The sequence below is a fragment of the Paenibacillus methanolicus genome (assembly GCF_008124765.1).
GTDB lineage: Bacteria > Bacillota > Bacilli > Paenibacillales > Paenibacillaceae > Paenibacillus_Z > Paenibacillus_Z methanolicus.
This window is the reverse complement of the sequence record NZ_VNHS01000005.1, coordinates 41,028-63,872: the sequence shown is the minus strand read 5'-3', so window position 1 is coordinate 63,872 and position 22,845 is coordinate 41,028. Positions and strand designations below refer to the sequence as shown.

14 protein-coding genes are annotated in these 22,845 nt (G+C 59.3%); 7 read left to right on the top strand and 7 right to left on the bottom strand.

Annotated features, from left to right (window positions below):
* Both BCM02_RS14230 and BCM02_RS14225 read right to left on the bottom strand, forming a co-directional pair.
* Entirely contained in the window at positions 1 to 1,509 is a 1,509-nt protein-coding gene (locus BCM02_RS14230) for a sugar ABC transporter ATP-binding protein (protein WP_148929780.1), read from the bottom strand.
* An 84-nt stretch (positions 1,510 to 1,593) separates the two neighbouring features.
* Positions 1,594 to 2,646, bottom strand: a complete 1,053-nt coding sequence (locus BCM02_RS14225; protein ID WP_187434217.1) for an ABC transporter substrate-binding protein — start codon at positions 2,644 to 2,646, stop codon at positions 1,594 to 1,596.
* A gap of 494 nt (positions 2,647 to 3,140) precedes the next feature.
* Here BCM02_RS14225 and BCM02_RS14220 point away from each other — a divergent pair, with 494 nt between their 5' ends.
* The 3 genes from BCM02_RS14220 to BCM02_RS14210 are packed head-to-tail and all read left to right on the top strand — an operon-like array spanning position 3,141 to position 7,536.
* A complete protein-coding gene (locus BCM02_RS14220; protein ID WP_148929779.1) occupies positions 3,141 to 4,934 on the top strand; it encodes a sensor histidine kinase in 1,794 nt (597 codons plus the stop codon).
* 14 nt (positions 4,935 to 4,948) lie between these two features.
* Entirely contained in the window at positions 4,949 to 6,541 is a 1,593-nt protein-coding gene (locus BCM02_RS14215; RefSeq protein ID WP_148929778.1) for a response regulator, read from the top strand.
* A complete protein-coding gene (locus tag BCM02_RS14210; protein WP_148929777.1) occupies positions 6,538 to 7,536 on the top strand; it encodes a sugar ABC transporter substrate-binding protein in 999 nt (332 codons plus the stop codon). The genes BCM02_RS14215 and BCM02_RS14210 overlap by 4 nt, the downstream gene beginning before the upstream one ends.
* Positions 7,537 to 7,618: 82 nt before the next feature.
* Here BCM02_RS14210 and BCM02_RS14205 read toward each other — a convergent pair whose 3' ends face one another.
* Both BCM02_RS14205 and BCM02_RS14200 read right to left on the bottom strand, forming a co-directional pair.
* Complete coding sequence (locus tag BCM02_RS14205; protein WP_187434216.1) at positions 7,619 to 12,142, bottom strand: glycoside hydrolase; 4,524 nt, start codon at positions 12,140 to 12,142, stop codon at positions 7,619 to 7,621.
* Positions 12,143 to 12,591: 449 nt separating this feature from the next.
* Positions 12,592 to 13,626, bottom strand: coding sequence for a LacI family DNA-binding transcriptional regulator (locus BCM02_RS14200; protein ID WP_148929776.1), 1,035 nt, complete (start codon positions 13,624 to 13,626; stop codon positions 12,592 to 12,594).
* Positions 13,627 to 13,880: 254 nt separating this feature from the next.
* Between BCM02_RS14200 and BCM02_RS14195 the strand changes: the two genes are divergently transcribed.
* Positions 13,881 to 15,203 carry a glycoside hydrolase family 43 protein gene (locus BCM02_RS14195; RefSeq protein WP_148929775.1) on the top strand — a complete coding sequence of 441 codons (1,323 nt, stop codon included), beginning with the start codon at positions 13,881 to 13,883 and terminating at the stop codon, positions 15,201 to 15,203.
* Between the two features lie 175 nt (positions 15,204 to 15,378).
* On the opposite strand, the gene BCM02_RS36615 is transcribed toward BCM02_RS14195, so the two are convergent.
* Positions 15,379 to 15,870, bottom strand: a complete 492-nt coding sequence (locus BCM02_RS36615; protein WP_148929774.1) for a DUF1036 domain-containing protein — start codon at positions 15,868 to 15,870, stop codon at positions 15,379 to 15,381.
* A gap of 564 nt (positions 15,871 to 16,434) precedes the next feature.
* On the opposite strand from BCM02_RS36615, the gene BCM02_RS36610 reads away from it, so the two are divergent.
* The 3 genes from BCM02_RS36610 (at position 16,435) to BCM02_RS14175 (ending at position 20,298) form a co-directional block, all read left to right on the top strand.
* Positions 16,435 to 16,962: a DUF1036 domain-containing protein gene (locus tag BCM02_RS36610; protein ID WP_148929773.1), complete on the top strand. Its 528-nt coding sequence runs from the start codon at positions 16,435 to 16,437 to the stop codon at positions 16,960 to 16,962.
* A gap of 299 nt (positions 16,963 to 17,261) precedes the next feature.
* Positions 17,262 to 17,885 (top strand): TetR/AcrR family transcriptional regulator, encoded by a 624-nt coding sequence (locus tag BCM02_RS14180; protein ID WP_148929772.1) that lies wholly within the window; start codon positions 17,262 to 17,264, stop codon positions 17,883 to 17,885.
* Between the two features lie 34 nt (positions 17,886 to 17,919).
* Positions 17,920 to 20,298, top strand: a complete 2,379-nt coding sequence (locus tag BCM02_RS14175) for an MMPL family transporter (RefSeq protein WP_148929771.1) — start codon at positions 17,920 to 17,922, stop codon at positions 20,296 to 20,298.
* A gap of 78 nt (positions 20,299 to 20,376) precedes the next feature.
* Here BCM02_RS14175 and BCM02_RS14170 read toward each other — a convergent pair whose 3' ends face one another.
* Both BCM02_RS14170 and BCM02_RS14165 read right to left on the bottom strand, forming a co-directional pair.
* Complete coding sequence (locus BCM02_RS14170) at positions 20,377 to 20,985, bottom strand: SGNH/GDSL hydrolase family protein (protein WP_148929770.1); 609 nt, start codon at positions 20,983 to 20,985, stop codon at positions 20,377 to 20,379.
* 178 nt (positions 20,986 to 21,163) lie between these two features.
* Positions 21,164 to 22,681 carry a GGDEF domain-containing protein gene (locus BCM02_RS14165; RefSeq protein WP_148929769.1) on the bottom strand — a complete coding sequence of 506 codons (1,518 nt, stop codon included), beginning with the start codon at positions 22,679 to 22,681 and terminating at the stop codon, positions 21,164 to 21,166.
* Positions 22,682 to 22,845 lie beyond the last annotated feature (164 nt).

The window sequence follows — 22,845 nt, the reverse complement described above, 5'->3', positions numbered from 1 at the left end:
TTATCCCCCTGCCATCGCTTGCATAATTTGCTGCTGGTTGATTTGCTCGCCGCTTATTTCCCGCACGATCGCCCGGTCCCGGAGCACGGCCACCCGGTCGCTCACCCGGATCACTTCTTCCAGCTCGGACGAGATGAACAGCACCGACATGCCCTGATTCGCGAGCGACAGCACCAGCTTCTGGATTTCGGCCTTGGCGCCGATATCGATGCCACGCGTCGGCTCGTCGAGAATGAGCAGATCCGGCTCGGTCAGCAGCCAGCGGGCGAGCAGCACCTTCTGCTGATTGCCGCCGCTCAAGTTCTTGATCAGATGTTCGGGATTCGGCGGATTAATATTGAGCATCCGGATATACTTCTCCGCGATCTCGTCCTGCTTCTTCCGCGGCAGCGGCCGGAACCAGCCCCGGGTCGCCTGGAAAGCCAATATGATGTTCTCGCGCACGGTCAAATCGTCGATAATGCCCTCCGTCTTGCGGTTCTCCGAGCAGAAGGCGATGCCTTGGTCGATCGCGCCCCGCGGCGACTTGACGCCCCCGCCGCCCGCCACCGCAAGCTTCCCTTCGTCGCTGCGATCGACGCCGAACAGCAGCCTCGCGATCTCCGTCCGGCCCGATCCGAGCAGGCCGGCCAAGCCGACGACTTCGCCTTTGCGAATCGTGAGATCGAACGGCTTGATCGCGCCTTTGCGTCCAAGGCTAGATGCGGTCAGCATCGTCTGGCCTGCCGAATTCTGCGTCTCGGCGGACAGCTTCGGCAGCTCCTCCAGCAGCTTCAAGTCTTTGCCGATCATCTTCAGCACGAGCTCGAACCTCGGCAGCTCGGCGGCCATATATTCCCCTTCCAGCTCGCCGCCCCGGAGCACCGTAAGCCGGTCCGACATCTCGTACACTTGATCCAGGAAGTGGGTGACGAACAGAATCGCCAGTCCCTCGCTCTTCAGCTTGCGCATGATGCGGAACAGCTGCTGCACCTCGGTCTGATCCAAGCTGGACGTCGGTTCGTCCAGAATGAGCACCTTGGCGGAAATGCTGAGCGCCCGCGCGATCGCGATCAGCTGTTGAATCGCGACCGAATACGTCTGCAGCGGCACCGCGACGTCGATGGTCAGGTTCAACCGTTCCTTGAGCAGCCGCTCCGCGTCCTGGTTCATCTTCTTCCACTGAATGCGCCCGAACTTCCGCGGCTCGCGGCCGATGTAGATGTTCTCGGCGACGGTCAAATTCGGACACAGGTTGACCTCTTGATACACGGTGCTGATCCCGGCCTTCTGCGCCGCCAGCGGACCCGAGATCGAGACGGCCTTGCCTTCCATCAGAACGCTGCCTTCATCGATGGAATAAACGCCGGTCAGCACTTTGATCAGCGTCGATTTGCCCGCGCCGTTCTCGCCCATTAACGCGTGCACTTCGCCCGGGAACAGCCGAAAGTCCACGTTCGACAGCGCCTTGACGCCGGGGAAGCGTTTCGTAATTCCCGTCATTTGCAAAATCGGGGCATGCTCCTTCACGTCGATTCCTCTCCTTTATTCAGAAGACAAGTCCCCCGGCCCAAGCAGCGGGCCGATGAACTTGTCTTCGTGATCTGCATCCGATTAGTATTGGCGGGATGGCAGCGCTTCTTTGGCTTGTTCCGACGTGAACGTCGTCTCTTCGGTGACGATGCGCGCCTCGATCTCTTTGCCGTCGACGACCGCTTGCACCGCTTCCATCAGCTGCGGCCCGAGCAGCGGGTTACACTCGACGATGAAGTTGATTTTGCCGTCCGCGGCAGCCTGCATGCCGTCCTTGACCGCGTCGACCGAGATGATGACGATGTCTTCGCCCGGCTTCAGGCCCGCGGCTTCGATCGCTTGGATCGCGCCGAGCGCCATGTCGTCGTTGTGCGCGTACAGAACGTCGATGTCCTTATGAGCTTTCAGGAACGCCTGCATGACTTCCTTGCCTTTGGCGCGCGTGAAGTCGCCGGTCTGGGATGCGATGACCTTCAGCTTCGGATTGGCGGCGATCTTCTCCTCGAAGCCGGCTTTGCGATCGTTCGCCGGCGCGGAGCCCGTCGTGCCCTGCAGCTCGACGATGTTGACGTCTTCGGACGAGTCCTTGTACTTGTCGGCCAGCCATTGGCCGGCTTTGCGTCCTTCTTCGACGAAGTCGGAGCCGATGAACGTTTTGTACAGCGTCTTGTCGGCCGAATCGACCGCGCGGTCGGTCAGGATGACCGGAATGCCCGCGTCCTTCGCTTCCTTCAGCACCGTATCCCAGCCCGATTCGACGACCGGCGAGAACGCGATGACGTCGACCTTCTGCTGGATGTACGAGCGAATTGCCTTGATCTGGTTCTCCTGCTTCTGCTGAGCGTCCGAGAATTTCAGCTCGTAGCCGGCTTCCTTGGCCGAATCCTGGATCGACTTCGTATTCGCCGTCCGCCAGCCGCTCTCCGCGCCGACTTGGGCGAAGCCGAGCGTAATCTTCTTGTCGCCGGCAGCCGCATTGCCTCCGCCGTTATTGGCAGGCGCGGTCGTTGCCGCTTCATTGCCTCCCGTGTTCCCGTTATTCGTATTTCCGCCGTTGCCGCCTCCGCAAGCGGTTACAACACTCATCATAACGGCAAGCGATAAAGCCAGTCCCCATTTTTTCTTTGGTCTCATTCGTGGTTAAGCCTCCCTTTGTGGTTCACCGTGATCGGGTGTGAACTCAGTATAGCGCCGGCCGGGAGAGCGCTAATATGGGCTGCGTTTCGCGTTCGTTTCATTAATTTAGGAATGTTCGCCGAAGCGCCCAGCGCGAATTGTAATTTTTTTCGTGAAAAGTGCACTATCCCGCGAAGGCCTTAAAAGCGGGATAAACCATGCTATAATAAAAAAAATCTATATAAGTTAGAGTTAGAGTTAGAGTTTCTGAGCAAGTGCGGAGAAAGAGAGATGAATATGGAGAAACGTTAGTGGTCGCCTTTGTGAACGGATATCGACCCTATTCAATTACATTCAGGATATCCGTGAACAACAGCGTGTCGCTGAATGCTGCATTCCCTGTCTCTCGACAGTGAACGCAAACCAATCAGCTTATATCGAGAGATCATCTCTCTTGCGCAGCATCACTTGATTTAGAAACTACTGCTCAACTTATATACCGGAGGAACACAATGAACGTCGTCACCTGGATCTCATCCAGCCTTCGGGCCAAACTGCTGAGCATGTTTATTATACTGACCGCGGTCCCGCTGCTGGCGGTCGGGTTGATCTCCTATCAGAAGTCCTACACGGCCGTCTCCGATCACAGCAAAGCGTCGACCCGGCTGGCCGCCGATCAGCTGGCCCGCAACTTGGATATGCTGTTCGAAGACACCGAGCGCATTCTGGAGATGGGCAAAAACCCGCAGGTGCTGCAATTCCTCTATTCGCAATCCGAAACCTACCAGGAAGCCAAGTCCATCCTGCAGACGTTCAAACTGTACCGGGAGACGTACAAATACGACAAGGTGCTGAACATCGCGATGGTCAACTTTTACGGCAAAGGGATCAGCGAACGGAGGGGCGTCTTTCAACTGGAGCGCAACCCGCTTCGGAATCCGTATTTTCAATATGTCACGCAATATCCCGACGCCGTCCTGCGCATTCCGCAGTCGGCCGCTTCGGAGTTCAACCGGCTGGACGGCTTCGACTACCCGAACCAGAAGGCGCTTTCAATCATCGCGGCGATCAAGCAGCGCATTACGCACGAGGTGATCGGGTTTATCGTCATCGACCTGAACGAAGCGATGATCGACGACTTTCTCGCGAATACGACGATCGGCCAGACCGGCTTCTTCTATATAAACGATCCGTACGGCAAGGCGGTGTTCGAGCCGAAGGCCGAGCAAGCTTCGACCGCCGTGCTAGCGCAGATCGCCGAGCAGCCGATGGCCGCGGAACAGGACGGCTTCGTCCTGTCGACCAAATCCAAGCCGCAATTCGTCGTCTACAGCACGTCGAAGGTGACCGGCTGGAAAATCGTCGGCGTGGCGCCCTTCCAGGAAATCATCGCGGAGGCCAACGGCATCCGGCAACTCATCATCGTCAGCGTGCTGCTCAGCGCCGTGTTCGCGCTCACCCTCTACTTCTTCCTGACCAACCGTCTCACCCGGCCGATCCAAGTACTGATGAACAAGATGCGCAAAGCCGCGGGCGGTTACTTGGACGCGAAGGTCGCGCCGACCGGGACGGACGAGATCGCCGATCTGGGCAACAGCTTCAACATCATGCTCGAGAAGATCAAGAGCCTGATCGACAACAATCGGCATGAGCAGGAGCTGAAGCGGATGGCGGAGCTCCGCACGCTGCAGGCGCAGATCAACCCGCATTTTCTGTACAACACGCTCGATTCGATTATCTGGATGGCGGAGGCGGAGAAAAAAGAAAGCGTTATCAAGATGGTCAAGGCGCTGTCCCGCTTCTTCCGGCTCAGCCTGAACAAAGGCCGCGATTGGGTGACGATCAAGACCGAGCTCGAGCATGCCCACAACTATTTGGTCATCCAGCAGATGCGGTACCACGATATTCTACGGTACGAGATCGAGGTCGATCCCGAACTGCAGGTGTACCCGATGCTCAAAATGACGCTGCAGCCGCTCATCGAGAACGCGCTCTACCACGGCATCAAGAACAAGCGCGGCCAAGGACGCATCACCGTCGGCGGTTACGTCGAGGGCAAGGATATCGTCCTGACCGTGACGGACGACGGCATCGGGATGAAGCCCGAGCGGCTCGCGGAGCTGCGCGAACAATTGGAGAAGCCGATCGACTCCCTGGCCCCGCAGACGGACGATCATGAAGGCGGCTTCGGCCTGCTCAACGTCCACCACCGGATTCGGCTCTACTTCGGGTCGCCATACGGCCTGGAGCTGGAGAGCGTCTACCGGGAGGGCAGCCGGATTTCGATTCGCATTCCAAAACAGTAAGGAGGGTCTTGACGATGAAAAAAGTGATGATCGTGGACGATGAAATTCTCATTCGCGAAAATATGCGCACCTGCGTGGATTGGGAGAAAGAAGGCTTCCACTATTGCGGAGACGCGCCGGACGGCGAGATCGCCCTGCCGCTGATCGAGGAATGGATGCCGGATATTCTCATCACGGATATCAAAATGCCCTTCATGGACGGCCTGGAGCTGGCCGCCGTCGTCCGCAAGCAGATGCCGGCGATCAAGGTGGTCATCATGAGCGGCCACGACGAGTTCCGCTATGCGCAGAACGCGATTCGCCTCGGCGTCGAGGACTACTGCTTGAAGCCGATCAGCGCCGCCGAGCTCGTCGAGCTGCTCCATAAGGTCGGACGGAAGATCGACGAAGAACAGCAGCGGCTCAAAAGCCAGACCGTGACGAAGGAGCGGCTGCTCGCGGATTTGTGCGGCGGCCTGATCGGCACCGGCGAGGCGATCGAATGCGCCAAGGAGCTGTCCATTCCGCTGTCGGCCCGCTACTACGCGGTCGCCATCTTCGATATCCGGCCGGCGGAAGTCGCGGAACCGCAGGAGCCGCGCGTCATGAACGGCTTGCGCGAGGCGATGGACCGGCAGCTCGTCCCCGGCATCGACCGTTTGTCGTTCATGCGGAGCCGGACGGAGCTGGTCGTCATCTTCAAGGGCAGCTCGGCCGAGCGCATGGCCGAGTGCCTCCGGCAGATCGGCTTGGAACTTCGGGCGGAGCTGGAAGCCCGGTTCGGCTGCGACATCTATACGGGCGCCGGGAGCGTCCAGGAGCGCCTCCAAGGCATCCACGTCTCCTACCTCGAAGCGGAGGAAGACAAATACATCGCCCGGCTGAAGCAGCAGAACAAGGCCGCGTTCGGGGAAGCGGACGAGTCGGCGCGCGTGGACGTCCTGGTGGACCGCGCCGCCTTCCTCGACTTTCTCAAAGTAGGTTCTCCGGCGCGGCTGGAGACGTTCGTGCGGGATTTCGCGCGCGAGCTGCAGCCGCTTCATTGGACCGCCTCCTCATACGGCTTCTATCTGCTAAACGATTTGACGCTGGAGGCGTTCCGCGCCGCCCAGCAGACGTTCCGCACCGGCTTTGATCCGAGCGACGGCATCGGCCGTCTCCAGCAGGCGATCAAACAGGTCGCGACATGGGAAGATTGCGTTCAATATTTGTGCGGGCTCCTTCGCGAGTTGTGGCGTTGGCGGGCGGAAGCGGCGGACAAATACGGCGATATCATCAAGAGCGTGAAGGACTACATCGTCGGCCAGTACAACAACGACCAGCTCTCGCTGAAGGTCATCGCCCAGCACGTCCGCATCAGCCCGAGTCATCTCAGCAAAGTGTTCAGCCAGGAGACGGGCCAGACGCTGACCGAATATTTGACCCAGGTGCGGATCGGCAAGGCGATGGAGCTGCTGAAGACGACGCGGCGCAAATCGTTCGAGATCGCGTTCGACGTCGGCTACAACGACCCGCACTATTTCTCGAACCTGTTCAAGAAAATAACGGGCATGACGACCAAGGAATACCGGAACCAAGGCGCCTCGGAGGTCAAGGAACAGGCGCGATCGGAAGGGCGAATGGCATGAGGCGCGCGCGCAGGCTGCCGCTGGCCGCGATCGCCGCGTTCCTGTCGCTTACGCTCGGCGGCTGCTTCGGCGGCGAGTCCGGTCCGGAGACGCCGCCGTCCGGCTCTGGCGTCCCGCAGGCCGAGGCGCCGCGTCCGCTTACCGAGACGTTCGGGATCATCTACCCGATGGCATATCCGACCTACGAGACGGTGACGCAGGATGCCAGCGCCGCGGCGGAGGCGCACGGTGTCGCCCTCATCGTAAGCGCGCCCGACGAGGCGAACACGGAGCAGCAGATTCGCATCATGGAGACGATGATCAAGCAGCAGGTCGCCGGCATCGCGATCTCCCCCGTCGATTCCGACGCGCTGACGCCGGTCATCGACAAGGCGCAAGCCGCCGGCATCCCGGTCGTCACGTTCGAGTCGGACGCGCCGGGGAGCGCGCGGGCCGCGTACGTCGGCGCGGACAATTACGCAACGGGCAAGCAAAGCGCCATCGCCGTCAGCCAGCTGCTCGGGGGCAAGGGGATGATCCTCGTGGAGAACGGCATGGAAGAGATGCACGGCATGCGGCAGCGGCTCGCGGGCTTCATTGACCACTTGAACGCGAATTCCGCGATCGATGTCCTCGAGGTGCACTATAACCAAGGCAGCGAGGAGAAAGCGATGAGCGATATCGAGACGATGATCGAGGCCCATCCTCATTTCGACGCCTTAGTCGGGCTCGACTTCGTCTCCGCCTCCGCGTCGACGCTCATCTGGAAGGCGAAAGGCTTGGACCGCCTGGCCGTCTCCATGGGGATGACGACGACGAGCAAGGAGGCGCTGACCAACGGCCAGCTCGCCGCCGTGATCTCCCAGCGCGAAGAGGATTGGGGCGCGCTCATCATGGAGACGCTGCTGGCGGCGAGCAAAGGCGAGCCGGTCGCGGAGCGGATGGAGACCGGCATTCAAGATATTCGGCAGGACGACGCAAGGGTAGCCGAGGCAAATAAGCAGTCGCCGTCTTGATCCGGCGATTTGGATCTCTAGCTTGGCGAATACAGCAAAAAGACCTGCAGCGCTCGTTGCAGGTCTTTTGCCTATTGAATGCCTACTGAAGAATGAGCTTCGCCAACGCCGCCAAATCTTCAATATCGATCTTGCCGTCGCGGTTAATATCCGACTTGGCCGCTTCCGCCCAATCCGGGTCCGCGCTCGTCTTCCCGTAAGATTTGGCCACGAGGGCCAGGTCGCCGATGCTGACCTTTTCGTCCTCGTTGACGTCGCCAGGAGACAGCTTGACGATCGCGTCCTCGAACGCGCGCAGCGCGGAACTGAGGTCGCGAAGCGCTTGCTCGACCGCCCCCTGTGTAGCGCCCGCGTTATTCGCAACGGCCGAAGCGGCCGCGATCGCCTGCGCCAGCGCGTCCTTCGCGGTTTGCGGCGCTTGCCCGACGTCCGTGCCGGCGGCCGTGCCGGCGTGCTTGGCTTGCGCCTCTCCGATCAGCGCGCGCAGGGCCGCTTTGTCGATCGCGTTGATCTGCACCTCGATCGCGTCTCCCGCAAGCGGCGTCTCGATGCCTTCGCCGCTCGCGGCGGACGCCGCTTGCAGCGCGATGGCCGCGAGGCCCGCTTCGCTGTCGGCCTTGACGTTGAACCGCAGCTTGAACAGCTCGCCGCCCTCCGTGCCGCCATCTTCGCCGGTCTTGGCCAGCAGCAGCCGGGTACGGCCCGGCTCATCGTCCTGCCCGACGAGCTGATAGCCGTCGTTCAGCAGGACGATGCCGCTGTCAGCCAGCTCCAGCCTCTCGGCGTCGTATGCAACGGTAATGTCTTGCGCTAGGAAAGCTTCGCTCGGACGCGGGAGCGCGACCGTCACGTCGAACGGCTGCCCGCTCTCCCCGATCTCCGGGCCGGTCAGCGTCAATGCGTTCGGCTGCTCTCCGCCTTGCGCCGCTTTCTCGACTTTCAGCCAGCTGATCATCGGCTTGCCGCTGCCGGCTTTCACCGCTTTGACGACAAGCTCGCCGTTCGTAACTTGAACGTCCGCGAACTCGTGCGATTCCCGTTTGTTCCCGATGACGTAATTCGCCAGCTTCGTCTCCCCATTGACCGTCACGTTCATGACCCGGTTGTTATCCGTCCACGGATCGAAGAATCCGGCCGTGACCTTGTACGTTCCGTTCGGCAGCTCGAAGCGGTAGGCCAGCCCTTTGCCATTCGCGGTGCCGTCATACTGCCGGATGGATTCATGCGCATCGACCGGAGCAGTGTGGGCCCACGTCTGGCCGTCGTCCGCTTCGTAGCCCCATTTCATTCCCGTAATCGGATCGGCGCCGTACGGCTGCTCCTCCAACGATTGGAGCGAGCCGAGCGTCTCGCCCGTCTCCGGCTGACCGGTCGATCCGTCGCCGGCATCGACGTAATAGAGCAGCGGGCTGCCCTTCGGCGTGCCCTCCGCCGGGAGCGATTGCGCCCGTCCGTCAGCTCGCTCGGCAATGACCGAGAAGACGTACGCCGTATCGTTCGCGAGTCCGGTTACGATCGTCGTTCTCGGATTAGCCGGAATTTCGATCGCTTCGGCATCCGGCGCGCCTTTCGCCTTATAGCGGATGAAGTAGGCGTTCGCCCCTTCCACCTCGCTGTATTGGAGCGCGATCTGGCCGTCGCCGGCCTTTGCCTCGTAAATCTCTGGAATAGCGCTGAAGCTGCCGGCGTCGCGCGTGATTCTCAGCGCGGAGAACTGCGCGTCCGCCCAGCTGTGCAGTCCCGCATAGCCGCTCGTATACAGCGTGTCGGCGACGTCGAACAGCTGCTTGTCGTCCGCGAACGCTTGGATCCGTTTGCCGTCCAGCTTTACCTCCAATTTGTACAATTCGCCGAGCTTCGCCGTGAACGGAACCGGCACCGCGAGATTCGCGCCATCCTTCCGAAGAACCATCGCACCGTTCTCGAACCCGAACCAATACCCTTTCGAACCGGCGCCGCCGCGGAAAACGACGCCCCAATCCGCGCCTGCCGTCGCGTGCTTAGCGACCGCCGTAATCGTCCCGTCGATCACCTTCGCGTCCTTCACGCTGAGCTCGCCTTGATGGTCGCCGCCGGAGGCATGCTTCATCAAGCCGTCTTCCATCGCCCAGACGCTTACCTCTTGCTGGTAACGGGTCATCTCCCCGCTGTCGAACGTATCCTCGAAGCGCACTTCTTCCGCTTGCGGCGTTACCGTCTTCTCCGCATAGCCGCTTCCCGGACCGCCCTTGCCGACCGTAGATACGCGGATCGCGACCGGACTGCCGTTCGTAAGTCCCTTCAATTCAAGCTCGGTTCCGCTCTGCCGCTTCGGAGCCGCGGCGACCGCGGCGCCCGAAACATATTGAACCGCGTATCCGGCGGCTCCTTCCACTGGAGCGAATTCGAGGCGGACCGAGCCGTCGCCCGGGATGGCGATGATTTTGCCCGGCGCCGGAATGTCCGGCTTCACTTGGAACTCTGCCGTAGGCGCGCTGACCTCCGCGCCATCGACGGCCTCTAAGACGCCGTAATACGTCGTGCCGTTGCGAAGGCCTTCCACGTTGATGATACCGGTTGAATCGCCGCTTATCGTCTCGGCCGCGTAGGATCCCGATTCGGTACCATAACGCACCCGATACGAAGGGACGCCCGATTCGGCCGGGAAGCGGAGCGCGAATCCGCCGTCCGTCCCCGCGGCCGCGACCTCCGCCGGCGGCAGCAGCTGCGGCGTGCCGGTTACGCGCTTGGACGGCGGGCCGAAGCCGTTGCGGTTGCCCGCGCGGACGGTGATCGCGTACGACTTGCCGTTATCCAGCCCTTGGAGAACGACAGGCGCATCCGTCGATTGCGTCACGGTGCGGTCTTCGTTCTCCCGCTCGCCCCGGTAGCTGATTTCGTACTCCGTGGCGCCTTTGGCCGCTTCGAACTCGATCTGAAGCCCTTTGTTCAGCGGCGTCACGCCCGACACTTCCGGCGCGGCCGGCTTGTCGTTGTCCTTCACGACATCGCCGGTCAGCGTGACGACCGAGCGCGGCGGAATGACGGTCTCGAACGTGCCGTCGGCTTGCGCCTCGGCGTCCTGCCCTTTGCCCAGATCGGAAGCCTCGCTCGTGACGTACGATTGCATCGCGAATACCGCTTCGTTCTTGCCCAAGCCGTCCAACGCGACGTTGATCGGCTTCGGCTCGGCGCTGTCGTTGACGAACACCGCCGTAACGGTCTTCTCCTCCTCGTGCCGATAGGCCGAGCCGAGCAGCCCGCTTCGCGCCGCTTCGTCGATCCCGGTCAATTGCACGCGGTCCGCGCCGGGACGAATGAACTTGCTGTAATTGCCGAGCGTCCACAGCATTTTGGAAGTCAGAATGTTCTGCTCGTCGGCCGGAAGGTTGAAGTCGGTGTAGATCAAGCCGTCCTTGTAGTCCTCCTTGGAGACGGCCGTCCACCACTGCCAAGCCGAGGCGTTCGCCCGCGTCAGGTCGAAATGGATCGTCCTGGCGACCACGAGCGCGGGAGACATCCCCAGATCGCGGCCCGGTCCGTAAGAGCCGAGAATGCAGTATTCGCTCATCCAATACTTCGCGTTCTCGTCGTATTGCTTCAGATTGTCGGCCAGCAGCTCTCTAAGCTTACCAAGCCGGTCGTCGCCCGGATTGCTGTAGTCGGACCAGTACGAATGGGAGGCGATCTTGTTGCCGACGGCTTCCTTCAGCTCCGGGTCGCCCAGCAGGTCCTTGATGTATTCGCGGTATTTGCCAAGCCCGAGCGCGTTGGCGCCGCCCTTGTACTGCTCCTGGTTCGCGAACGCCTTGTAGACGGCATCGTCCAGCAGCGCCGTAATCTCGACGCCGTCGGGCGCGCTGATTTGCGAGTCGATCCCTTTCGCCTGCAGCTGCCGGTACAGCTCCAAAATGACCTTTTTCATATCCTCGTTGTTGTACCGGTTGCCCTCCTGTCCAGCCTTGTTCCAATCCCATGTCGGCTCGTTGATCGGGCTAATGTAATCGAACTTCAGGCCTTCCTGCTCGAAATGTTCGAGGACGTCGACCAGGTAAGTCGCGAATTCGTCCTCGTACCCTTCCTTCAAGTTCGTCGAACCGACGGTCGCGTCCGGCTGCCCATGACCGTTCTTCGTCATCCAGACCGGCGGGCTGTTGACGAAGGCGATAAGCGTATCGACGCCCCGCTCCTTCGCGGCCTTCAGGAACCACTGCTGGCCGGCCTGCTTGCTCCAATCGTACGTCTCTTCCGCGGACATCTTGAACGCCTCCGCCCGCCGCCACGGATTGCCGATGATGGCTTGGTCCGTCTCCGTCGAGCCCGCGCCGATGTTGAAGCGCCAAGCCGAGAGGCCGATGCCTTTGTCCCGCGAAAAGAGCAGGTCCGCCACCTTCGTTTTATTCGCGTCCGTCCAATGTTTCCCCAGCTGCTCCATCGACCACGCGTCCGATGCCCCGAAGTTATCGATGGCTTGGAACGTCGTGGAGGCATCGATCACGATGCGGGTTACCGGTTCGGCCGCCGGAATGACCGGATCGGCCGCGTAGAGCGGTCCCCCATACAGCGAAAATCCGCACATGCCCGCCAAAACCGCGGCCGTGCTCTTCTTCAATCGTTGTCGACTCAACGTCTTCCCCCCTAGCAGAATTCGTGCCAAATTACGTGCATATCCTCACCGGTAAATCAAGATTGCTGCCGTTTCCGTTCAAGTCCTCCGGCCTGCGCAAGCCAACCAGCGCCCTCCGTCGCCTCCTTATCCGGCCATGCCGCCGGCGAAGTTGCCCATTAGTGAAATGGGTTTCATGAAACCGGTTTCTGTAGCGGGCGAAAAAAGAGAGCGCACCTCGTCGCTCTGCATGAAAGGGGTTTCACTTCTCGATTTTACTGCTTGCGGGTCGCGGGCTGCATCGAACTAAATGCCCATTGCGCACGCGCCCGGCGGAGCTTTTTTTGTCGCATTGTGTTGGGGAGGGGTAACGCCGCTCGAGGGGCTTAGCAAGGTGATGGATGCATGCGATTAACGAGCTTCGGCTCACTATTGCGCCTCGCAGCCGCCGGAACGCAACAACTTCCGCGCTACGCCATCCCCGGCGCTCGTCCCGTGCTTTGCCTGACGACGAGCTTGGGCTGCAACACCGTGCTGCGCTTGGCGGGCAGGCCGTTGTTGATCTGATAGATCCGCTCGACGGCGAGCTTGCCGAGCTCGTTCGTGTTCTGCGTCACGGTCGTCAGCTCCGGGATGACCGCCGTGGACAGAGGCGAGTCGTCGAAACCGACGATCGAGATGTCGTCCGGTATCCGCAGCCCCCGCTCCGTCGCCGCTTTGATCGCGCCGATCGCCGTGAAGTCGTTGACGCAGATGACCGCGGTCGGACGGTCGGCCTGTTCCAACAGCTTCGCCATCAGCTCCCTGCCGGCCGTGATGGAGAACTCGCCGAAGAGCAGCCGGTCCTTGCGCAAGCCGAGTCCGTGCTCCTCCAGCTTCCGCTTCACCGCCTTCACCTTCTGGATCGTCGTCGTCAGCTCCTCCATCCCGCCGATGAACGCGATCTCGCGGTGCCCGAGGTCGATCACGTGCTGCGCCGCAAGCGCCGCCCCGGCCGCTTCATCCGTGTAGACGCGATGCAGCTGGCTTTTGGCCAAATGACCGTTCACGAGCACGACCGGAATTCCCTTGGCGGTATCGACGACCTCCTGCACAAGCTCGGGCGGGCAGTTCGCCAGATTGATCCGGCCCCCGACGAAAATAATCCCCTCGACCCGCTTCTCCCGCAATATGGACAAATATTCCGACTCTCTGCCGTATTCCCCGGCCGAATTGCATAGGAAGAACGTGTATCCCTTCTCGCGCGCTTCGTTCTCCGAGCCCCAGAATACTTCCGGGAAGAACGGATTCGTAATGTCCGGCACGATCATCGCGATGGTGCCGGTCTCTTTCTTGATCAAGCTCCGGGCCAACGCGTTCGGCTGGAACTTATGCTTCTCGATGACGCGCAGGACCGCCTCCTTCGTGCTGGCCTTGACGGGCGCCGTGCCGTTCAGCACCCGCGACACCGTCGTGACCGAGACGTCCGCTTCCTTCGCGATGTCGTAGATCGTAATGTTTTTCATTCCGCTTCACCCTGACCTCATTGTTGTCTTCATGATAGCAGATGATAGCTGGCTATGAAACCCATTTCATGTCTGCCGCCGGATGAACGGCGCGCGTGCCAAGCGCTTGCTTCGCCCGGATGCGCCGTTCCACCGATCCGCGTAACAGAACCCACTTTTATCGCATCAAACTCCGTAGGCGGCAGAGGACCGCAGGGCGTATACTCTCGTCGAAAGCGCTTTCGAAATTGTCCATGCGAGGAGTTGATCGATTCATGTATGTCCGTTTCTCCCTGCGCCAAGGCATGTCCTGGCTGCTCTGCTGTTGTCTCCTGCTCGGCTTGTCGCTCGCCTGCCTGCCCGCCCCTGCTCAAGCCGCGACGAGCGTGTACACGATGTCGGCTTTTACGAACGCGAACGAATCCAACCTGTATATGTATCAGTCGTACAACGCGACGAACTACGGGCTGATGAAAGGCCCGGCGTATACGCCGCCGACCGGACTCATCCGCGACCCGAGCATCATGAAGCATACGGACGGCAACTATTACATCGTCTATACAACGAACTGGAGCGGCAATACGATCGGCATCGCGTCCAGCCCGGACCGGAACAATTGGACGTTCGTCCGCAACGTGACGCTATCGATTCCGAGCGGCATCGGGCATACGTGGGCGCCGGAATGGTTCAAAGACACGGACGGCGGCTTGAATATCATCGTCTCGCTGTCCCCGGGCAACTACGAGAATTTCCTGCCCTACAAAATCGCGGCGTCCACCGGCAATCTCGCCACGACGTCGTTCTCCGCGCCGGTCGCTCTCCAAGGGCTCGGTCCCAATTACATCGACACGTTCATCGTCAAGAGCGGCGGCACCTACCACGCGTTCGCCAAGAACGAAACGACCAAATATATCGAATACGCGACGGCTTCCAGCTTGACCGGTCCTTACACGTTCCAGCGCGCCGGCGACTGGGCCGGCTGGGGCTCCTGGGTAGAGGGTCCAGCGCTCGTGCAGCTGGATAGCGGCGCGTGGCGCATCTATTTCGACTCCTATACCGATGCCAAATACTACTACAGCGATTCCTCCGGCGGCTTCCTCGCGTGGACGGCGCGCAAGGAGCTAACCGCGCTGTCGGGGACGGTGCGCCATATGACCGTGCTCAAGGAAACCGGGCAGCCGGGCGATGTGCGGCGAGTCGAGTCCTACAACAATGCCGGCTACTATATTCGCCATTCCAATTATCAGGCTCGCATCGATCAGAACGTAAGTCCGGCGGACGACGCCCGCTTCCGGATCGTGCCGGGACTCGCCGCCGCCTCGGGCGTATCGTTCGAATCCGTCAATTTCCCCGGCTATTATCTAAGGCACAAGAATTACGCGCTCGTGCTGGAGAAGGACGACGGCACCGCGACGTTCAAGAACGACGCCACCTTCGTGAAGACCGCGGGACTCGCCGCTTCTTCCGGCTGGAGTTCGTATCGTTCCTATAACTTCACGGACCGCTATATCCGGCATTACAACAACGCGTTACGAATCGACCCGATCGCGTCCGCGCAGGAGAAAGCCGACGCCACGTTCCGCGAAGTGACGCCATAAGGCGAAAGGGGGCCAACCGTCATTTAGGATGACGAGCGGGGTCCCCTTTGCTACTCTTGAGCCTAACTTTTCGTCCCAATTCACAACGTAAAGAAACATCGCAATCTCGTGTTGATTGTCGAGATTCGAGTTGGTTCAGCTTACAACTGTACAACTCGATGGCCGCCGGGCGGCATTACTTTTTTCTAGGGCTTCCCGTTAGTCGTTTCCCGTTCTCTGATTTACGTGATAGGTTGCGTTTCGTGGGTAAGGCCATATGAGTATTTTTGCGCCTCTCATTTCTTTGCGCACTGCTTGCAATGAGGTTGATCGTGTAGTTCACCGTACCTGCCGGAATACTGATTGTTCGAAATCCGAGTCTCCTGCAATTGCTGCATACGCCTCCCGGAACTCCCCGGCTCCAGCATCCGTTATGACCATTATTCGGCACGTCCGTGGTGAAGTTACCGGACCATGTCATCGTTCTTGCCGTATTCTCGGCATAATAATAAAAGTCGCTCCCCCCTACGGTGCCGCTTACAAGCTGCCGCGATTGACCAGGATCCAAACGGTACCAGGCAGCTAAGATAATTCTCTCTCCTATGATGTGGAAGCCGCATCGAGTATCGTGAAAATATATGGCTACGCGCAGGACGGAATTCGTGGTGTTACGAAAAAAGAGACTCATTGATCTCACCCCCACTTAAAGTCTTACCACCCGCATTGCAGCTGTGGGAGAAACACTCCGACAACCACAGTTGCGCTGTGTTATACCTCGTAAAATGAGATGGTGTAGTCATGGCCGCATCTCAGCCGCATATTGCCCCAGGAACCCCATTTGGCTGTACAATAATTCGGTTACCCCGATTATTTTTCCAGTCGAAGATCTCGAGTCCTAATGTACCAGCCTGTCCAACGAGTGTGTCTTTGCTGACGAACTTCTGCTTGGGATCGTACAGAACGCAAATTGCTATTCACGTTTTTTTGTCAATTGAAAACCTCCTCTATCATGAATTACTAGAATCATATGAATTAGTAGAGGTAATCGTTCTGATTTACTAGCCCAAATCATAGAAACGCTTCTAAATTAGAACCAGTCTGTGTCGTAACTGTCGTTGGTTTGTGGCAGGAACATCAACTTTTGGAACAAAAAAAGAGCCGCAATTACGCGGCGTATTAGCGATGTCCACTTCCTTTCTCGAAAACCTGCATACGTTATGCATGTAATTCAATTCGAAAGGAAGTGAAAGCGATGGGATTTAATTTTCGTAACAATACCCATCTAACCGTGTATGTTGCCGCAGCCTACTACAAACCAAGCTGCAGGACCGACTCCGGCTCCACGATACCTTTCCCCAACTGGTATGAAGCGGTTGGTTGGTACCAAGTGAACCCTGGGCAAACGGTAGAGGTTGTGAGGGGAGCCGTAAATAATCAACAAATCTATTTTTATGCCGAATCTATATCCAGGAGTCTTGTGTGGTCTGGCGGGAACACGATTAATCTTCCTCAGAATGCATTCCGTCTTTGCGGGGGCGCAGGCTACTGCGATGCTCCGTTATGTCGAATAGTGGGAATGAGAAGAATCTCAGTTGGAAATTACAGGAACTATACTGTTAATCTTTCAACCGGCAGCAGTCAGAGAAAATCTAGGTTTAGAAACGTCCACACGGAATTAATCGGAAAACGGCCGAACGTTGGTCGGATCTCCCCGCCCGATGTTAGCGGCGATCGCGTGTTGCGGCCTCGTGCTGGTCGGAAATCAATTTCGAAACGTTAGTTTAATAGAACCCCAATGGCTGGTTGAACTCTGCGAGGTACGGGACTGCTCCCGGCCTCGCTTTTTCATGCATGAAGCAACCGACGCGCAAAGTCAAAGAAGTTGTCTTCACCCTCCAACCTCCCCGCGAATTGGCATGCTGCTCTCGGCTTAGCCGATACGCCTGCTGCCGCTCGCATCGAGAGCGTCACAATGTTGTAAACTTTGCACATTGTGCATCATTGCACTTTGAGCAATAATATATATAGACAGTAGCCCATCATCCCATCCGATAACGATGGAAAGGAGAATCTGCTTACGTGCTTCACGACAAGCTAACCTTGCGAGATAAGAAGAAGGAAGCAACTGCCGCCGCACTGGCGGAGACGGCATTCGAGCTGGCGCTGGAGCATGGGCTGGACGGCTTCATCGTCGATGATGTCGTGAAGAAGGCCGGCTATTCGAGACGTACGTTCGCCAACTACTTCTCCTGTAAGGAAGAAGCGGTTGCGGCCGGCGCGGTGACCGTGAAGAACGAAGAGGAATACACCGCTTTGTTATTCGCCTCGCTACCTCCGGATACGACGCCGCTCGATATGCTGTATCGTCTGATGACGATGCAATTGACCAAGGATTTTCTATTAAAGCTTCGCCGGTTCGTCTCGCTGGCCAAAGGTTATCCTACGCTTGAGCCCTATAGTTTAAGCATTCTGCATCGCTTGCAGATGGCCGCCCAGCAATTGTTGGCGGAGTTCGCCGGCGAGCGCTATCCCGCCGAGTACACCCATCTGCTCGCCGGCGCGGTCTACGGCGCGTTCGTCCCCGTTCTCGACGGCAGCATGAACGTGCTGCTCCCCGGCGAGGAGCCGGGCGACCAGACGGACGCGATCACTTTCGAGCAGTATTTGAACTCGACCTTCGCGTATTTGCGCAACGGGTTCTAAGAATTATTTTGGCTAATAAAGGAGCGCTTTACCCATGTCCACGTTTCTGTATAAGTTAGGCCGCACCGCCTACGACAAACCATGGCATTTTCTCATCAGCTGGGTCGTCATTCTCGGGATCGTCGGCGCCATGCTCGGCATCAACGGCATTCATTCCAGCTCCGAGATGAAGATCGCGGGCACCGAATCGCAGAAGGTGCTCGACAAGTTAACGGAAGAGCTGCCGGCCGCATCCGGCGGGCAAGCGAGCATCGTGTTCACCGCGCCAGAAGGCGAGCGACTGGATACGCCCGAACGGCTGGCGGCCATTCAGAAGGCCGTCGGCGGCGTCTATGACAAGGATTATGTGATTAACCCGGCTGAATTGGCAGCCGCGGCCGGCGCTTCGGCTGCCGCCGGCGGCCAAGAGGCGCAAGGCAATGCGGCATCGCAAGCCGGTCAAGACGCTGCTGCAGCCGGTCAAGCGAGCACCGGCGCGGATCAAGCAGGCGCTGCCGGAGGCGAAGCGCCTCCGTACGGCCCGCTGGTCGTGGACGGCGTGCCGGTCATCGGCGCCATGATTGCCTCCGACGCCAGCGTCGCCTTGTTCCAATTCCAGTTCACCGAGCAGCTGACGTCGCTACCGGCCACCGTGCCGGATGAGGTTATGGCCGCGGTGAACGCGGCGCAAGAAGGCAACACCGGCATCGGCGTCATCCCGAGCGAATCGCTCTCGACCATGCCGGCGATCGGCTCGACCGAAGCGATCGGCATCGCCGTCGCCGCCGTCGTCCTGTTCATTACGCTCGGCTCGGTCGTTGCCGCGGGTCTGCCGCTGCTCACCGCGATCTTCGGCGTAGCCATCAGCATCGGCGGCGCGTTCGCGCTCTCGAAGTTCGTCCAGATGACCGATATTACGCCGGCCCTGGCGGTCATGATCGGCCTTGCGGTCGGGATCGACTACTCGCTGTTCATCGTCAACCGCCAGCGCCGCATGGTACTCGACGAAGGTTTGACCGCGCGCGAAGCGGCCAGCCGGGCGGTCGGCACCGCCGGCAGCGCCGTCTTCTTCGCCGGCCTCACCGTGATTATCGCCCTGTGCGGCATGCTCGTCATCGGCATTCAGTTCCTGTCGACGATGGCGCTCGTCGCCGCGGCGACCGTCTTCGTGACCGTCCTGCTGTCCTTGACCTTGCTCCCGGCTCTGCTCGGCTTCGTAGGCGAGAAGATCTGCACCGCCAAAGCTCGCGAAGCGGCCAAGAAGTCCGCGAAGAAAGCCGATCAGGGCTTCGCGAATCGCTGGGCGAAAGGTACGGTCAAGTTCCGCTGGCTCATTATCGCCGGCGTCATCATCGTGCTCGGCGTGGCCGCGATTCCGGCCGCCAAGATGGACCTTGGCATCCCGTCCGGCGCCTCGGCGGATCTCGACACGACGGCTAGACAAAGCTACGACGCGATCACCAAGGGCTTCGGCGAAGGCTTCAACGGTACGCTGCTGCTCGTAGCGGAGCCGAAGGACGCGTCGGCGGCGATAACGCCGGAGCAGCTGGGCGGTCTGGTCCAAGAGCTGCAGAAGCACGAGAACGTGTCGGTCGTGACCCCGATGGGCTTTAACGAGTCCGGCAGCATGGCCATCGTCAGCCTCATCCCGAAGACGGGACCGACGGATAAAGAAACGAAGGATCTCGTGCACGATTTGCGCGACCCGGATTCGAGCTTCGCGAAGGCGGCGAACGCGACGATCGGCGTCACCGGCTTCACCGCCATCAACATCGACATGTCGGCGAAGCTCGCCGAAGTGTTCCCGCTGTACGTCGGCATCATCGTCGTGCTGTCGCTCATTATTTTGCTGCTCGTGTTCCGCTCGATCATCGTCCCGATCAAAGCGACGGTCGGCTTCATTCTGAGCATCCTGGCCACCTTCGGCCTGACGACCGCCGTCTACCAGTGGGGCTGGCTGCACGACGTGTTCGGCTTCGACACCGGCGGCCCGCTGCTCAGCTTCATGCCGATCATGGTAACCGGCATTCTGTACGGGCTGGCGATGGATTACCAGGTGTTCCTGGTCAGCTCCATGCGCGAATCTTATGTCCACGGCAAACGCGGCGCCGAGAGCGTCGTGAACGGCTACGAAATGGCAAGCCGCGTCGTCCTGGCCGCCGCCGTCATCATGGTGTCCGTGTTCGCCGGTTTCATCTTCGCGCCGGATGCGATGATCCGTCAGATCGGCTTCGCGCTGGCGGCCGGCATCCTGATCGATGCCTTCATCGTGCGCATGACGCTCGTGCCCGCGATCATGTCGGTATTCGGCGACAAAGCCTGGTGGCTGCCGCGCTGGCTGGACCGCCTGCTGCCGAACCTCGACGTCGAGGGCGACAAGCTGATCGCCAAGCTGAAGGCCGAAGGTCAATCGAAGGCGAAAAAAGCGGTTTAGTCGAGTTGAAAACAAAAGGTACGGCCTCCGCAAGATGCGGGAGCCGTACCTTTTTGGTCATTTGCTGCACCGGCAGCTTCAGCCGTACCGCTCCAAATACCCCGCAATATATGCGGCCTGCAAGCGCCGCACCTCTTCCGTAAAATGCACATGGTCCCAGAAGGCATCCGTACCGAATGCGCGGGTGAACGCGTACAGATCGAGCGTGGCCACGTCGTATCGGCTCATAATCTCGTCCGCGATCGCGTTATAGGCGACGACATCGTCATGGTAACGATGAAAAGCGGCGATGCGGGCGTTATGAATGTCTTCGACCGCATCCGTCGTGCGAAGCCAAATGACGGCTTGCGTCATTTCCCGCGCAATAATGACGATCTCCTCCAAATTGCGGCGGTACGGATCCGGCGGCACCTGCTTCTCGCCCGTCTCCGGATCCGTCTTCACATCGTGCAGTCCGCAATTAAGCAGCAGCAGATCGTAACGCGTCCCTCTCGCCTGCTCGCTCTTCAAATAGTCGAGCACCATCGCGCTGTCCCCGCCGTTCGCGCCGACGGGATGGTCCAGATCGGCGAGCGCCTCTTCTTCGCCCCGCTTCCGGTCATAGACGAACCGCCCCTCGGTCATCCGCTTTAAGTAAGGCCCATACTGAATGGAGATGCTGTCTCCCAGGACAAAAATCGATCTCATGACGCAAACGCCTCCTCCGCTATCGTTTTCCAATCGTTTCCTCTCCCTACTATAAATCGATGACCGCGGCCGGCACAATAGACCTTTTTCGGGCTATTGTCCTCACTTCCGATCCAACGCGAAAACAACCACGCCCGTAGGGGCGTGGTTGTGAGGAATGCGCTAATTCTAGCGGCTGTTAATCGCTGACGGCAGCGGGCTGCTTCTTCATCCGGTACATCCGCTCATCCGCCCGCTTATACAAATCGTCGGCGTTCTCGCCATCGCGCGGATAATGGCTGATGCCCACGCTCAACGTCACCTCGATGTGCTCGCCGTCGGCGGCAAGCCGGAACGGACTCGCCTCCTGCGCCTGCGCAAGCTTCGCGAGAAAACGGTCCGCTTCCTCCTGGCCGGCGGTCAGTACGACGAATTCATCGCCTGCGAACCGCGCGACGAATTCCGCCGGTCCGGCCGCCTCGGACAGCTTCGCCGCGACATGGCATAACGCGAGATCGCCCGCATGATGGCCGTAATTGTCATTGATGGCTTTGAATTTGTTCAAGTCCATCAGAATGAGAGAGCACGAGGCCGATACGCTCAGCAGCCGGTCCAATTCGCGCTGGAACGCAGCGCGGTTGTACAAGCCTGTCAACCCGTCATGATAAGCCAAATACGTGATCTGCCGCTCGTTGTGCTTCATCTCCGTAATGTCCCGGATCATGATGAACTGCAGCGTTTCGCCCCCGACGACGATAAACTCGGAATCCATGGCGATAGTTCGGTTCATCCCGAGCGCGGCGGATAGCATCAGCTCCGTGTTCTGCATTCGGGTCTGGGCGCGAAACGCCGCCTCATAATCCCTTAGCCACGCTTCCCGCTTCGTCTCCGGCACGTTGTGCATGATATCGGAGGAAGAAGCCGGCAAATTCAAAATGTCGAGCGCGGCCGGGCTCGCTTCCCGAATGGCGCCTTGCCCGTCGACGATAAGGATGCCCAGCGGCGCCCGCTCGAACAAGATCCGGTATCGCTTCTCGAAGGAAGGCAAGTCGTTATATTTGACCATGTTGATATAAATCCCGACCATGGCGAAAATCATCGAATGCGTAGTCAGCTTGTCCAAATAATACTGCTGCGATTGGAACAGAATGCTCGCGACGTTGATCCCGACTCCGAATCCGGTCGCCAAGAGCATCGCCGTGAGCAGAATGCGGGCCGGACCCGGCTCTCGTCTGAACAACGGAATAAACAATCGAAGGATCGTCCCGAGCGCGACGAACGTGAGCCCCCAGAACGCATACATGCCGGGACCGGGTTCATAGAAGACCGAACCATCCGATCGCAGGCCGACATAACCCGTGGACGACACGAAGGGAATCGATAACAGCTGGACGAGAAACGCGGCGATTAGCGCCTTGTACCAACGCGCATGCCTCTTCTCGTAGGCACGGGTATAGAGGAACCAATAATGAAGAACAGATACCAACAGGAGCGTGATGAGCGGAAACAGGATATAGAGGAGAATCGAGGCCCGGTGATGGAGCGGCGCGCTGTTCATGAAGAACATCGCCATAAAATTCAACGCCGCCACGGCAAACATCCGCCCGGCCGCCCGATAGAGGTTGTTCCGATAGTCCCGGCACACGATCATCACGGTCATGCAGACCATGGCCAGCGCGGGAACGAGAAAAATGATGGCAAGCAGGTAAATATTCATCCGTTTACCCTCTCTAAGGTGTCATAGGTATGTTATATCATATCCGCTACATGCCGTCTATTCGACTAAAGCGGTGAAGTATGGGCACGCTAGGCGAAATCATGCAAACCAAGAAACATCTGCGTATATCGACGTTCGTTGCGTAATTCCCGTTCGCTCCGGGC